Origin of the sequence: Staphylococcus carnosus, assembly GCF_900458435.1 — a bacterium.
In the GTDB taxonomy this organism is placed as follows: domain Bacteria; phylum Bacillota; class Bacilli; order Staphylococcales; family Staphylococcaceae; genus Staphylococcus; species Staphylococcus carnosus.
The window spans coordinates 662,162-677,825 of the sequence record NZ_UHCT01000001.1 but is presented as its reverse complement, the minus strand read 5'-3'; the positions used below and the strand labels follow the sequence as shown (position 1 = coordinate 677,825).

Here is a 15,664-nt window from a genome sequence, read left to right as displayed (position 1 = left end):
AAAAAATTATTCTCCTTTTTCAACTGCTAAAGCGATGCCTAAACCTCCGCCGATACAAGCTGTTGCAATACCGCTTTGTTTATTTTCTTGATGAAGTTCATTGACTAATGATGTTACTAAACGTGCACCGCTGGCACCGATAGGATGACCAATTGCGACCGCACCACCATAAATATTTAATTTTTCATCAGGAATATTCAAGTTATCTTTAACCGCAATACTTTGTACAGCAAATGCTTCTGTCATTTCTACTAAATCGATGTCATTCATTGTTTTGCCTGTTTTTTCTAATAATTTGCTTACAGCATAAAACGGTGCAATACCCATGATTTCAGGGTCACAACCTACTTCTGCGTAATCCCCTAGAGTAGCTAAAACTTCAAAACCATGTTCTTTAGCATAATCTTCATCCATTAAAATGAGTGCTGAAGCACCATCATTAATACTTGAAGCATTACCAGCAGTAACAGAACCATCTTCTTTAAAAATAGTATCTAATGTAGATAACTTTTCTACATTACTGTTGCCTCGAATACCTTCATCTGCCGTCATCATTTCTCCATCGGCGTCTTTCAACGGAATCATTTCTTCATTATATTTACCTGCATTAGTTGCTTCATATGCTTTTTGATGTGATTTAACAGCAAATTCATCTTGTTGTTCGCGTGTTACTTCATATTGATCAGCAATACGTTCTGCTGTGATACCCATAGGAACGTTTTCAAAAGCATCTGTTAAACCATCATGCATAAAACTAGGTACAGGTTTTTCTTTGCCTTCGATCAGTAATTTAGGGGCGTTAGTCATACTTTCAATACCGCCAACTGCTACAACTTTTGCTTCGCCTAACTGAATAAGTTGTTTACCTAAAATAACTGCTTTCAGGCCAGAACCACATACTTCATTAATCGTCATACCAGGAGTTGTAGTTGGTAAACCTGCATTGACTAATATTTGACGTGCTGGATTTTGTCCATTCCCAGCTTGTAATACATTACCGAAAACAACATTTTCAATTGTATCTTTTGGCAATTCAATTGCATCGATAGCTGCTTCTAAAGCGATTGTACCAAGTTGAACTGCAGAATAATCTCTTAATTTACCTCTGAATTTACCTACTGGTGTACGTTTAGCACTGACAATTGCAATTTTACTCATAATCTTTGTCTCCTTTTTTTATCACTAGCTACTAATTTAAAATTGTATTTCTTAGCCTTATTTTGATATGATTTAAAGTGATTTAACATATCAAGAAAGGATGTTGGTTATTTATGACAATTGGTATCGACCAACTTAATTTTTATATTCCGAATTTTTACGTAGATATGGCTGAGCTTGCTGAAGCTCGCGGCGTAGACCCAAACAAATTCTTAATTGGCATTGGTCAATCACAAATGGCTGTAAGCCCTGTGTCTCAAGACATTGTTTCAATGGGTGCGAACGCTGCACAACCTATTCTATCAGAACAAGATAAGAAAGATATTACCATGGTGATTGTTGCAACAGAATCAGCAATCGATTCTGCCAAAGCTTCTGCTGTGCAAATTCATCATCTTTTAGGAATCCAACCTTTTGCACGTTGTTTTGAAATGAAAGAGGCATGCTATGCAGCAACTCCAGCCATTCAATTAGCAAAAGATTATTTAGTACCACGTCCTAAAGAAAAAGTATTAGTTATTGCAAGCGATACTGCACGTTACGGATTGAACAGTGGCGGTGAACCTACACAAGGTGCAGGTGCTGTCGCAATGGTTATCAGCCATAACCCAAGTATCCTTGAATTACATGATGATTCAGTTGCATATACAGAAGACGTTTACGATTTCTGGCGTCCATCTGGTGAAATTTATCCGCTTGTTGCTGGTAAATTATCAAAAGATGCTTACATTAAATCTTTCCAAGAAAGCTGGAACGAATACGCGAAACGTCATCATAAATCATTGTCTGACTTTGCTGCTTTATGCTTCCACGTTCCATTTACAAAAATGGGACAAAAAGCACTTGATTCCATTTTAACAGATAGTGCCTCAGAAGATACACAAGCAAGACTAAATGAAGGCTATAAATCTGCAACAGATTATAACCGCTATGTCGGAAACGTATATACAGGCTCTTTATATCTTAGCTTGATTTCACTTCTTGAAAACCATAAATTAAACGGTGGCGATAATATCGGCTTATTCAGTTATGGTTCAGGTTCAGTCGGTGAATTCTTCAGTGCAACACTTGTAGATAACTATCAAGATCATCTTGATGTCAAAGCACATAAAGCAATGCTAGATAACCGCAAAGCGCTTTCTGTTGAAGAATATGAAAAATTCTTTAATCGCTTTGACAACTTAGAATTTGATACTGAGACAGAACTAGAAGTAGAACCTAAAGGCAACTTCTACTTGAAAGAAATCTCAGATAATATCCGTTATTATGATACCGTAAAATAATAAATAAAGCTTGTGTAAAGCAAAGCTTTTTCAAGAAGTCTCGAACTTGTTTCGAGGCTTCTTTTTATTACATATATCAAACATTCATTTTCTTCATTTCATTCCCCCTTGCCGTTAAAAATTGGATAGTTATCAATAAAATCTTTATAATAGGTATTTAATGCATTTATATTCCATATCGCATTTAAGAAAAAAACAATCTTAGAGGTGACTAGAGTTGAAGCAATTTCTCAGAGCGTTGCGAAAAGCAACTAAAGGTGTAGATTTGAGTTTGATCGTAACCTTTATCCTGCTCGGATTAATAGGTATTGTTATGGTGTATAGTGCCAGCATGGTGCCCGCTTCAAAAGGATCTTTAACCGGCGGCTATCCTGTTGCCAGCAATCATTTCATGAAACGCCAAGCTGTTTATTTTATGATTGGGGTTTTAATCATCTTATTTTCTCTTGTTGTTAGAATTGATTTCTTCAAATCTCCGAAAGTTCAATTTGTCATGTTACTGATTACCTTTGGTTTATTAGCATTAACTTTACTCATTGGTAAAGAAATCAACGGTTCCAAAAACTGGTTGAATTTAGGATTTTTCAGCCTTCAATCTTCAGAATTTTTAAAACTCGCATCTATTTTTTACTTCTCTTATATCATCGATAGAAAGTTGAGTAAGCAACAAGATTACCAAGTCTCAGAATTACTTCCACCACTGTTATTGCTAGTTGTTGCTCTCATCTTAGTACTCTTGCAAGGTGATTTAGGCGGAACAATGCTGACCGTTGCGATTATCGTATGTATTTTACTTTATTCTGATATTAAAAATAAAATCAAAATGCAGATTTTCAGTATCGCTGTCACACCCGTTATACTTTATTTGGTTTATACATTATTATTCGATGCCAAAAACATCTACAGATTGAAACGAATCGCTGTTTTCTTAAATCCGTTTCAATATGAAAATAATGAAGGATATCAACTTACAAGCGCTTTAATTTCAATTGGTAATGGCGGTTTATTCGGCAAAGGACTCGGCAACGGTGTCTCAAAGCTCGGTTATTTGCCAGAACCTCACACTGACTTTATTTTCACTGTAGTATCAGAAGAGTTGGGATTACTAGGCGTATTGATAGTTCTAGGACTCTATGGCTGGGTAGTCGTTAAGAGTTTAATCTATGCTGGTCGTACAATTAATCACTTTTATAAGTTGATTTGTATTGGTATTGGCAGTTATATCTTCATTCAAGCCTTCGTTAACATCGGCGGTGTGTCTGGTACAATTCCTTTAACAGGTGTTACATTACCACTGCTGAGTTATGGTGGTTCATCAATGTTGAGTGTCAGTATTGCTTTTGCGGTTCTAATTATGACGACACGTAAAATCAATCGCGATCGTGCATCAAATCAAAAAATACATACCATTAAATAACACGACAAAAGCAGAACAATCACGAGTTTCAACTATCTCACAACGTTCTGCTTAGAGTATAACTATGGGCCATCAACATTTCTGATTGATGGCCCATACGTTTCCAATATTTACATTTTCATTCATCCATATCGTTCTTATTTATATGCAAGCGAACGATTTTTCTTGCTTAAATGCCACATCGTTACAAGGGCTAAGACACCAAACAATGCTAAGAAGATAAAAGCTAAGTGGCTTGTTCCAGTGATACTTGTTACATATGTTATAACAAGTGGTGGGAAGAAACCTCCAAGTCCTCCCATCATTGAAACAATACCGTTTGCGACACCCGCTTCTTTTTGGAAGTACTGAGGTACAAGTTTGAATACCAATCCATTTCCAATACCTGCACACACACTGACTGTTAAACATCCTACTGTGAATAAAATCATATCATTGGCAATACCTAAAATAATTGCACCGATAATCATAAATAAAAAGTCTACTTTCAGTGCTTTTACAGCATCAATTTTATCACCGATAATACCGCCAAGAGGTCTTAAGAATGTAGCAATCGCAATAAAGATACCTGCACGTATACCTGCATCTACTGTAGTCAATTCATAATGATCGACTAAGTATTTCGGTAAGAAGATACCGAATGCTACAAATGAACCAAAGGTAATAAAGTACCAAAAACTTAAATAGTATGTTCTTAAATCTTTAAGTAAATCTTTTGTTTGTGCTACTAAAGGAATTTTAACTTTAGGCTCTTTAGCATCACCTAAGAAGAACATGACAATCGCAAATACTGCCATCACAATTAAGTATAATCTGACAGTTGATTGCCAGCCGATTGCCCCAGCAATCGGAGGTGCTAAGAATGAAGATACCGCTGTACCTAAGTTCCCCATTCCATAAATACCGTTTGCTAATCCTACTTTATCTTTAGGGAAATACTTAGGAATTGAAGTTACACCTACTGAAAAGACTGCGCCGCCAACACCTAAGAAAAATCCTGCTAACATCAGCATGTTCACTGATTGCGCTTGACTAAGCAAGAAAATCGGGAATAATAATATGATAAAACTAGAAAAGAAAACCCATTTAGCGCCAATTATATTAGTTAAATAACCAAATGGAATACGTAAAACCGATCCTAAAATAACAGGAATTGCAAGTACAATTGAAATTTGAGAACTTGTAATTTTAATGTCCTGTGAAATCATCGGCATCAATGGTGCAATGATGCTCCACACCATAAAGCCGGCTACCAAACTTAAAGTTTGGACTGTTAATTGTAAACCGCCTTTTGATTTGTTCATTTTTTTCACCCTAACATTTTCATATCAAAAAAGAGTAGCAGTACCTCAGTGCATTATTTCACTTTGAGTCGAAGTTATTTTTAATATTCTAAGATACTGCTTATAGTTTATATTTTATAGGTCGTGTGAAAGATTGAACATAAGGGCTTTCCCTTAAAAGATTCGGCTTTTCCCTAATAGGTGTTTAATAGGTCTAAACCTTGTCATACCAGCGTTTACAGTCACATTTTTGCCACAATTCAACAATAAAAAAAGAACCTGTCTTTATCGACAGATTCCAAAAATTCATCAAAAATCAAGTAACTTTTTCTTCAAAGCATACTCTACTAATTCAGGTTTTGATTTTAAATTCAATTTTTGCATAATATGTGTTTTATGCGCTTCAACTGTTTTAACTGACACAAACAGTTTTTCGGCAATTTCTTTATTTCCATAGCCTTTTGCAATCAACGGGAGAATCTCTAATTCTCTTTTAGACAAAATACGGAATGGATCATTCGTACTATTAGCATCTTGACCTGTATTATTGACGAATTCATTAACTAATGAAGTGGTCATTTTAGGATCAATATACGTATCGCCGCGGTAAACAGTACGAACGGCAGATATGAGTTGTTCATCTGGTGCATTTTTTAAAATATAACCCTTAGCACCATTACGCAAGACATGGAATAGATACTCTTCATCATCATACATCGTTAAAATTAAAATCTTAGTATCAGGAAAACTTTCCACAATTTTACTTGTAGCAATAAGACCTGATTCACCTGGAGGCATACTTAAATCCATAATTAAAACATCCGGTTGGTGCTGCATCACTTTTTGATAAGCTTCTACACCATCTGCAGCTGTATCTACGACTTCCATATCATCTTGAAAATTCAAAATCATAGAGAATCCAGTTCTTACAACTGCATGATCATCTGCAATCACTATCTTCAACTTAAAGTCTCCTATCGTTAATCAGTTATTGGAACTTCCAATGTTACAATGGTGCCGCGATTGATCTGAGAATCTATATTAACTGTACCATTCACCAATTCTGCACGTTCATTCATGCCGAATAAACCTAACCCTGTTCCTTTAGGATCATCTCCCCGTTTAAACCCGACACCCCGATCACTCACTTCTGCAATAATATTATTTTCATTCAATTGCAGTGAAACTTCAACTATATCGACTTGTGCATATTTTAAAGCATTAAACAATGCTTCTTGCACTACTCTATATACCACAGTTTCAATTTCATTATCGAAGCGTTGTGCAGAAAAATTAGTATGATAATTTACATGGATGCCATAATTTTTTTCAAATTGTTTAAAGTAAGAACGGAAAGCAGCATCTAAACCTAAATCATCAAGAGATGACGGACGTAATTCTACTGATAAATTACGAACATCATCTATCAAGCGAGACATGATACCTTCTATCCGTTTTGAATTATCTATTAACTCATCTTTATCTTGCTGGTATTTTAATAAACGCAGTTCAACATCGACATTGATTAGTTCTTGTACAATGCCGTCATGCAACTCTCTTGAGATACGTTTTCTTTCATTTTCTTGAGCTGAAATTGTTTTTTGCATCATTTTCCGTTGATACATTCGCTCTTGACGCTGAATTTGCGGAGAGACGTTGTGTAATGTAAATGCATAAATTCCTTTTTCATGATCAATCAATTCATAAGATGCTGTATAAGGTTGGATTTTATTGTCTTTTGTGCGTATAAATACTTGGAAGCTGCCTTTTCCTATTTCTAAGGCTTCTAAAAAGCAGTTTTCACAAGACATAATATCATATTCATTTGAATATCCTTCACATCTGCGACAAACTGCATTCGTCATTTGAGAATAGTCATTGTCATCTGCAAAAACTTCTTCTGCTGCTTCATTTAATGCAATAACTTCCCCTGTACTATTTAAGAAAACCATTTTTTCATTGGTATTCAGATAATACTGCGTTAATAAATCTTGTAATTTATCACGGTTGCTTATTGATTTCATCTGTAAAACTCCCTAACCGTTGATTAATACGAAACGTCGTGCTACCTTCCGGTAAAGGACGACCTTCGCGTTGTCCTAATAACAATGCACCATAAACCCGATTATTCTTCCATAATGGGATAGCCACCATTGCTGTTAGTGCTTCACTCAAAACAATCGGATAACCTAATTTGTCATTTTGACTTAATTCAGCATCTACATCTTCGACAATCTTTCTAGAGCCCGTTCGAATTACCAGACCAGCCAAACCTTTTCCTGGTCTTAAAACAATCATTCGATAGCGGTAGTTGATATTGCCGGAAGCATATTTCCATTTAATGACCGCACTATGCAATCCATCTTCTGGCAATGCAATCGCTGCAAAATCAAATTTCTCTGTTTCTCTGATTTCATCCAAAGCATCTTGGTAATCAAAGTAATCTGAAGCAATTACACTATTCAACATCTCTCCCCCTCACTATTATGTTCTTGCTTTATTTTTACGATAAATAATATAACTTCTGTTTGCATAAGATAATGGAACACTCCACACGTGAACTAAACGTGTGAATGGCCATAATGCAAAAATAGAAAAACCTAAGAATATATGCAGTTTAAATGACCAAGGCACATTTGTCATCAAACTTGCATTCGGATTAAATGTAAACAAGTGTCTGAACCAAATAGAAATGGTTTGTCTGTAATCGAATTCTGGTGATATCGCATTGGTTACAAGTGTAGAATATAATCCCATACAGATAATCACAAGTAAAAAGAAGTTGACTACCATGTCAGAAGCAGAACTTAAACGTCTGATGTTTTTAATAGATACACGGCGATATGTTAATAAAATCATACCAATTAAGACCATAAAACCAAATAAGCTGCCGATATAAACTGCACCAATATGATAAATATGATTATTAACACCCATACCTTCTAACCAAGCAGCTGGAATGACGAGTCCGACAAAGTGACCTGCTGCAACAGGAATAATACCTAAATGAAATAATAAGCTTCCCCACTTCAAACGTTTCTTTTCAATAAATTCACTTGATTTGGCTGTCCATGAAAATTGATCATATCGATAACGTGCAATATGGCCAATGATAAAAATAGCAACACACAAGTATGGATAAATCACCCATAAAAACTGATTAAGCATGATGGCTCACCTCTTCGCTCGGTTGTAAGCATAATTTTAAAGTCTCTCTTAAACCCTTAATTAAAGGGGCATACGGACTATCTATCTCTCTAAGTTGTTGGAGCATCGCATAAGAACCATCTTCAATAACCATAATGATGAATTCGATATTGCCTTCTGCACGATCATCATTTTGCCATTGTGCTGCATATAAAAATTCAAGCATCAAAGGCAGGTAATCTGATAATTCATTATCTACCATCTCTAATCCGAACATTTCATAAAGTACTTTTAATTTAGCCAACATTTGACCACGTTCTTTTTGTGTATCAAATTTATTGTAAGTCATATAAAGCGGTGCTTGTTTATTAAAATCAAAAGTATCTGTATAAAGTTGTTTGATTTCTGTTAATGTATAACTTTGAATTTGATCACGATACGCTACCACCTCAGCGTATGCTGGGTGGTTTGTATCAAAAATATCATTAAAAGTTTTAGGATGGAATGTTAATTTTTCTGGAAAGTTCAATTGTTGCGCGAAATAACCGATTGATTCTTGATATTTATAAAAGTTATCTAAGTTAATCACGGAAAATCCCTCCATAAAAGCTTTCGTTGTAAGCTTCTTGTCCAGTTTGTCCCGGTTTCATAGCAACTGGTGCACCACAGCCTTCACAACCGCTTCCGCTGCCAGTTCCATTCATTTGATCACCGAATGTATAACCTTGACTGCCTTGTGCTGCATAAGTGTCCATATATTCTTCTTTATGAGAAGTCGGAATCACGAAACGATCTTCGTACTTAGCAATTGCTAATAAGCGATACATATCTTTTGTTTGACGCTCAGTTAAACCAAGACGTGCTAAACGGTCTGTATCAAATTCCTTACCTGTAACTTGTGCACGCATATAACTTCTCATCATCGCCATGCGTTGTAATGCTTCTTTCACAGATTTTGTATCACCTGCAGTCAATAAGCTGGCAAGGTATTCAATCGGCAAACGCATTTCTTCAATGGCAGGGAAGATTGCATCAGGATTTTTAATAGAATCTTTACCTTCAAAGTAGTTCATAATCGGACTTAATGGCGGGCAATACCAAACCATTGGCAAAGTACGATATTCAGGGTGCAATGGGAATGCAAGTTTGTATTCAATTGCTAATTTGTAGACTGGAGAGTTTTGTGCTGCTTCAATCCAATCCATTGTGATGCCATCTTTTTTCGCTTGTTCAATCACATCTTCATCATAAGGATTCAAGAACAATTCACATTGTTTTTCGTATAAATCCTGTTCATTTTCACAAGAAGCAACTTCATGTACACGATCAGCATCATATAATAAAACACCTAAATAACGCATACGTCCTGTACAAGTTTCAGAACAAACTGTCGGCATCCCTGCTTCAACTCTTGGGAAACAGAATGTACATTTTTCAGCTTTATTTGTTTTCCAGTTGAAGTACACTTTTTTATAAGGGCAACCTGTCATACAATAACGCCACCCGCGACAAGCATCTTGGTCTACTAAGACGATACCGTCTTCATCACGTTTATACATTGCACCAGAAGGACAAGATGCTACACAACTAGGATTTAAGCAATGTTCGCATAAACGAGGTAAATACATCATAAATGTTTGGTCAAAATCAAATTGAATTTTTTCTTCAATACGTTGAATGTTAGGATCTTCAGGTCCTGTAACATGACCGCCTGCTAAATCATCTTCCCAGTTAGGTCCCCAGTGCAAATCAATTTTATCGCCAGAAATAACTGAATGTGCAGTTGCGACAGGAGAATGTTTGCTGGCTTTAGCTGTTGTTAAATGTTCATAGTTATAAGTCCATGGTTCATAATAGTCTTTGATGACCGGCATATCTGGATTATAGAAAATCTTACCGAAAGCAATTTTTGACCATCTGCTGCCTGCTTTCAAATCTAATTTTCCTTTTTTATTTAATGTCCATCCACCTTTATAGTGTTCTTGGTCTTCCCAACGTTTCGGATAACCGACACCTGGTTTTGTTTCTACATTATTGAACCAAATATATTCTGCACCTGGACGGTTTGTCCAAGTATTTTTACATGTCACACTGCATGTATGGCATCCGATACACTTATCCAAGTTCAATACCATGGCTACTTGTGCTTTAATCTTCAAGCCAATCTACCTCCTTCATCTTTCTCACTGCTACATAAACATCTCTTTGGTTTCCAATTGGACCGTAATAGTTGAAGCTGTAACTGATTTGCGCATACCCTCCGACTAATTGTGTCGGTTTTAAATGGATTCTAGTTGGCGCGTTATGTGAACCGCCACGTAATCCTGTAATTTCAGATCCTGGTGTTTGAATGTGTTTATCTTGTGCGTGATACATAAACATTGTCCCTTTAGGCATTCTGTGTGAAGTAACGGCTCTCGCTGTTACAACCCCGTTACGGTTATAAACTTCTAACCAATCATTATCGTGAATATCGTGTGCTTCTGCATCTTCTTTAGCAATCCATACTGTTGGTCCACCACGGAATAGTGTCAACATGTGCTGGTTATCTTGGTAAGTAGAGTGGATATTCCATTTACCATGCGGTGTTAAATATCTTAAAACTAAATTGTCTTGTCCGCCGATAACTTGTTTATCTTTTGTACCAAATACCATTGGCGGTAAAGTTGGTTTGTATACCGGCAAGCTTTCACCGAATTGCTGGAAGATTTCATGATCTAAATAATAACTTTGACGTCCTGTTAATGTACGGAATGGTACGAGACGTTCAATATTTGTTGTAAATGGTGAATAACGTTTGTTCCCTTTGTTTGAACCTGAGAATACTGCTGTCGGAATAACCTCCCGTGGTTGAGATGTTATATTCATAAACGTAATTTTTTCAGCACTTCGGTCACTCGAAATATCTGTTAAAGGCATTCCAGTTTTTTCTTCTAAATCTTTATAAGACGCTTGAGATAACTCACCGTTTGTTGCTGAAGAAATATTTAAAACAACATCTGCTGCACGTCTTGCAGTATCAATTCTTGGACGACCATCTTTAATTGTGCCGTCACTCCAAGTACCTACAATATCTTTTGCTTCTTCATATTGTTTTTTAACTGGGAAGCTGACACCATGTGCACCTAATTTTGCTGTTTCTAATAAAGGTCCAGCAGTGACATATTTGTCATAAATAAGGGTATAATCACGATCTACTACTGCAAAGCCCGGCATTGTTTTTCCAGGAATCGCTTCAACTTCACCTTTTGTCCAGTCTTTCACTTTGCCGTAAGGTGTGGCAATTTCTTGTTTTGAATCATGTGCTAATGGTGATGTCACCACATCTTTGTAAGTACCTGGCATATAAACTTTTGCCATTTCAGATACTGTCTGACTCAATGATTTGAAAATATCCCAGTCAGAACGAGACTCCCATAATGGATCAATTGCTGGATTGAATGGATGTACGAATGGATGCATGTCTGTTGATGATAAGTCATGTTTTTCATACCATGTCGCAGCAGGTAAAACGATATCTGCTTTAAGCGGCGTTGAAGTCATTCGGAAATCTAGTGCAACAATTAAATCTAATTTACCTTGTACATCATCACGCCAAATCATTTCTTCTGGCTTGTCTTCTTCATTCGGTTCAGCTAATAATCCAGAACTTGTACCTAACATATGTTTCATGAAATACTCTTGACCTTTAGCAGAACTTGATAACAAGTTAGAACGCCAAATGAATAGTGATTTCGGATGGTTCGTACGTAAATCTGGATCTTCAACCGCAAATTTAGTTTCACGACTTTTTACAGATTCTACGGCACGTTTCAATACTTCTTCATTTGTGAATTCTCCCGCTTCTTTCGCATCTTCTCCAAATCTCAAACTATTTGTATCAAATTGCGGATAAGATGGCAGCCAACCTAAGCGTGCTGCAGTAACGTTATAATCTGCAGGGTGTTTATGTTTAAGTTCACCTGCAAGCGGTGAAGCTAATTTATCAACACCTGATTCTTCATATTTCCATTGATCCGTAGTGAAATAGAACCAGCTTGTACCATTTTGCAGACGCGGCGGACCTTGCCAGTCTTTAGCGAACGCAATCGTGCTCCATCCTTCAATCGGACGACATTTTTCTTGTCCTACATAGTGCGCCCAGCCTCCGCCGTTAACACCTTGGCAGCCGCAAAGCATAACTAAGTTTAAGACAGCACGATAAATCGTATCTGAGTTGAACCAGTGGTTAATACCGGCACCCATGATAATCATTGAGCGACCGCCTGTATCGATTGCATTTTGTGCAAATTCTGTTGCTACTTGTGTAATCACATCTTGCTTCACACCTGCTACTGCTTCTTGCCATGCTGGTGTATATTGTGTTTCAGCATCATCGAAACCTTTAGCTTCAAGTTCATGGTTGAAACGACGGATACCATATTGGCTTGTCATTAAGTCATAAACTGTTGCTACTTTGACTTTCTTACCGTCTGCTAATGTCACTTCTCGAGATGCAATCGGACGTTCGAAAATACCATTACCTGCATTATCGAAATAAGGGAATTTCATGATATCGATGTCATGTTCACCTTCAGCAACTGACAACGCAGGATCTACTTTAGAACCATCTTCATTTTCTAATTTCAAGTTCCATTGTTTGCCTTCTTCCCAACGTTGTCCCATAGTACCGTTCGGAACAATGATTTCACCGGATTCGTTATCAACAATAACTGGTTTCCATTCATTATTTTCAGATTCCATACCTAAATCGCTTGCACGTAAAAAGCGTCCTGCTTTATAGCCGCCTTCATGCTCATCAAACATTAATAAGAATGGCATATCTGTATATTGTTTCGCATAGTTGACAAACATTTCTGAAGGTTCATCTACATAATATTTTTGTAAGATAACGTGTGTCATCGCTTGTGCTACCGCAGCATCTGTACCAGGGTTCGGCGCTAACCAGTTATCTGCAAATTTTACGTTTTCAGCATAATCTGGTGCGACAGAAACTACTTTTGTTCCTTTATAACGTACTTCAGTCATAAAGTGCGCATCTGGTGTACGTGTTAATGGTACGTTAGAGCCCCACATAATAATGTAGTTAGCGTTATACCAGTCACTAGATTCAGGAACGTCTGTTTGTTCACCCCAAATTTGCGGTGAAGCTGGTGGTAAATCTGCATACCAATCATAGAAACTTAACATTTCTCCACCCATTAAATTGATGAATCGTGCACCTGATGCATAACTCAACATAGACATTGCTGGGATAGGTGTAAAACCAGCGATACGGTCAGGACCGTCTTTTTTAATTGTGTATAATAATTGTGCTGCAATCAGCTGCAATACATCTTTCCAAGACACACGCATGTGTCCGCCTTTACCGCGTGCATTTTTATAAATCTTTGCCTTTTCAGGATCTTCTACGATTGAAGCCCATGCAGCAATGTTGTTTCCTTCATGTTCTTCTAGTGCTGTGGTCCAAAGTTCCCATAACTTGCCGCGCATATAAGGGTAACGTACGCGAAGCGGACTATATTCATACCAAGAAAATGACGCCCCACGTGGACATCCGCGCGGTTCAAACTCAGGCATATCCGGTCCGCAGCTTGGATAATCTGTTTGTTGGTTCTCCCAAGTGATAACCCCATTTTTTACAAATACTTTCCAAGAACATGAACCTGTACAGTTCACGCCATGCGTTGTACGTACGACTTTATCGTGACTCCAACGTTCACGATACATTTTCTCCCATTCTCTGCTTTTATCTGTTAAAACCGACCAATTGCCGTTAAATTTTTCAGTTGGCTTAAAAAAGTTCATTCCAAATTTCGCCATATATAACATCCTCTCATCAAATTACGTTGCACACTTAGCTGTTCAATTATCAGTGACTGCTTTTTCGACTTAATTTAATTGTATATTTTGATGAGTGTTTCAGGTATTAGGGATTCTCCTATATGCCTAGGGGTATTCCCTACTTTTATTGCACTTGGTGTTAAAAAGATATACATAGATTTAACAGTATATTGTTTGGGATTCTTCTGTCATTACCGACCAGCAATATACTTAGGCACAACTTGTATAAAAATACGCATAAAAAAACGGGCCTCAGCCCGTTTTATACTTACTATGCTTTTACAATGATTGTATTGTCATTCACTTGCATATAACGATAAATCAAATCTAATTGACTTTGATGATAATGGTCATCGCTGTTCGGATCTATCATACACCAGCCGCCTGCATCATATATTTCAAATGCTTTTTCAATTGCTGCTTCTCTTGGTCCGGTTACGATACATTCTTTACCGAAATATTTTGATGTTTCTTCCAACTGAATATGTGTATTTTCATCCGCATACTCTAATGCATCACCAATAAGCAATATACCAGGTGCATCTTCTGGTGCATTGGCTTGTACTTTTTTCTCAATATCAGAAAGGTGGCCAGTGATAACTTTTTGTGTCGCATAAGATACATCAAACACTGCACAAATCGGATAATCTTTACCCACTTGCTTATAGATTTGAGTAATTATCGTATGCAAACGTTTGATTCCCATATAAATGGCTAATGTGCCGCCATCAATTAAAGAAGCAATATCAATCTCTTGTTCTTCAGATCCTTTAAAACTGCCTGTCGTCAATGTCACACTTGTTGAGACATTACGGCAAGTCAGTCCGACACCGAGCGTTGCAGCTGCTGCACTGGCTGTCGTAATGCCTGGTACAATTTCACAAGGAATGTTGTGTTCTTTTAAAATATCTACTTCTTCATGAACTCTGCCGAAAATTGCAGGGTCTCCACCTTTTAAACGGACAACATTTCGATGTTTGTAAGCAGCATCTAATAATACTTCATTAATTTCACTTTGTTGAATGTGTCTGCTATAGGGCTTTTTGCCAACATCAATAATCTCTATTTCAGGTGGTGCAAGTTGTAAGATAAATGGATTAACTAAGCGGTCATACAAAATGATATCCGCTGTTCGAATAAGATGTTCAGCCTTACGTGTTAATAAGTTCGGGTTTCCTGGACCCGCTCCGATAAGATAAACATGGCCGGTTGGACTTACAGACATAAATATACATCTCCATCGATGATTTCGACTTCATATGTTTCAACGCAACCCGTATCCGGTTCTTGAACAAGGCCTGTTTCTAAATCAATTTGTTGATCGTGAAGTGGACAAAATACTGAATGTTCACTTACAGTTCCTTCTGATAAAGGACCTTGTTTGTGCGGACAAACATTATTAACCGCAAAAATTCTACCGTCTTCTGTTAAAAACAATCCAATTTCTTTATCGCGTACGAGAACTTTTGTACCAATTAAAGGTGTTAAATCCTCTAATGCTGCTACTCTTACTTTTTCTATTGCTCGCATGC

Annotated in this window: 13 protein-coding genes; 2 read left to right on the top strand and 11 right to left on the bottom strand. The window is 37.0% G+C overall.

What is annotated here, in order from left to right; translation table 11 throughout:
* Positions 1-6: 6 nt before the first annotated feature.
* A complete protein-coding gene (locus DYE31_RS02925; RefSeq protein WP_015901126.1) occupies positions 7-1,158 on the bottom strand; it encodes a thiolase family protein in 1,152 nt (383 codons plus the stop codon).
* 113 nt (positions 1,159-1,271) lie between these two features.
* Between DYE31_RS02925 and DYE31_RS02920 the strand changes: the two genes are divergently transcribed.
* Entirely contained in the window at positions 1,272-2,441 is a 1,170-nt protein-coding gene (locus tag DYE31_RS02920) for a hydroxymethylglutaryl-CoA synthase (protein WP_015901127.1), read from the top strand.
* A 217-nt stretch (positions 2,442-2,658) separates the two neighbouring features.
* Positions 2,659-3,858: an FtsW/RodA/SpoVE family cell cycle protein gene (locus tag DYE31_RS02915; RefSeq protein WP_015901128.1), complete on the top strand. Its 1,200-nt coding sequence runs from the start codon at positions 2,659-2,661 to the stop codon at positions 3,856-3,858.
* Between the two features lie 137 nt (positions 3,859-3,995).
* Here the strand turns inward: DYE31_RS02915 and DYE31_RS02910 are convergent, their stop codons facing one another.
* The 10 genes from DYE31_RS02910 to nirD form a co-directional block, all read right to left on the bottom strand.
* The gene (locus tag DYE31_RS02910) at positions 3,996-5,162 is read right to left on the bottom strand and encodes a nitrate/nitrite transporter (RefSeq protein ID WP_015901129.1); all 1,167 of its coding nucleotides are present in this window, start codon (positions 5,160-5,162) and stop codon (positions 3,996-3,998) included.
* A 288-nt stretch (positions 5,163-5,450) separates the two neighbouring features.
* Entirely contained in the window at positions 5,451-6,104 is a 654-nt protein-coding gene (gene nreC, locus DYE31_RS02905) for a nitrate respiration regulation response regulator NreC (RefSeq protein ID WP_015901130.1), read from the bottom strand.
* Positions 6,105-6,121: 17 nt separating this feature from the next.
* Positions 6,122-7,165: a nitrate respiration regulation sensor histidine kinase NreB gene (gene nreB / locus DYE31_RS02900; protein ID WP_015901131.1), complete on the bottom strand. Its 1,044-nt coding sequence runs from the start codon at positions 7,163-7,165 to the stop codon at positions 6,122-6,124.
* Positions 7,143-7,610, bottom strand: a complete 468-nt coding sequence (gene nreA, locus DYE31_RS02895) for a nitrate respiration regulation accessory nitrate sensor NreA (protein ID WP_015901132.1) — start codon at positions 7,608-7,610, stop codon at positions 7,143-7,145. Before nreA ends, nreB begins: the two co-directional genes overlap by 23 nt.
* 15 nt (positions 7,611-7,625) lie before the next feature.
* Positions 7,626-8,309 (bottom strand): respiratory nitrate reductase subunit gamma, encoded by a 684-nt coding sequence (gene narI / locus DYE31_RS02890; protein ID WP_041613019.1) that lies wholly within the window; start codon positions 8,307-8,309, stop codon positions 7,626-7,628.
* A complete protein-coding gene (gene narJ, locus DYE31_RS02885) occupies positions 8,302-8,877 on the bottom strand; it encodes a nitrate reductase molybdenum cofactor assembly chaperone (RefSeq protein ID WP_015901134.1) in 576 nt (191 codons plus the stop codon). The genes narI and narJ overlap by 8 nt, the downstream gene beginning before the upstream one ends.
* A complete protein-coding gene (narH, locus tag DYE31_RS02880; RefSeq protein WP_041613020.1) occupies positions 8,870-10,447 on the bottom strand; it encodes a nitrate reductase subunit beta in 1,578 nt (525 codons plus the stop codon). Before narH ends, narJ begins: the two co-directional genes overlap by 8 nt.
* Positions 10,437-14,111, bottom strand: coding sequence for a nitrate reductase subunit alpha (locus DYE31_RS02875; protein WP_015901136.1), 3,675 nt, complete (start codon positions 14,109-14,111; stop codon positions 10,437-10,439). Before DYE31_RS02875 ends, narH begins: the two co-directional genes overlap by 11 nt.
* 292 nt (positions 14,112-14,403) lie before the next feature.
* The gene (gene cobA / locus DYE31_RS02870; RefSeq protein WP_015901137.1) at positions 14,404-15,357 is read right to left on the bottom strand and encodes a uroporphyrinogen-III C-methyltransferase; all 954 of its coding nucleotides are present in this window, start codon (positions 15,355-15,357) and stop codon (positions 14,404-14,406) included.
* Entirely contained in the window at positions 15,348-15,662 is a 315-nt protein-coding gene (gene nirD, locus DYE31_RS02865; protein WP_015901138.1) for a nitrite reductase small subunit NirD, read from the bottom strand. Before nirD ends, cobA begins: the two co-directional genes overlap by 10 nt.
* Positions 15,663-15,664: the final 2 nt, after the last annotated feature.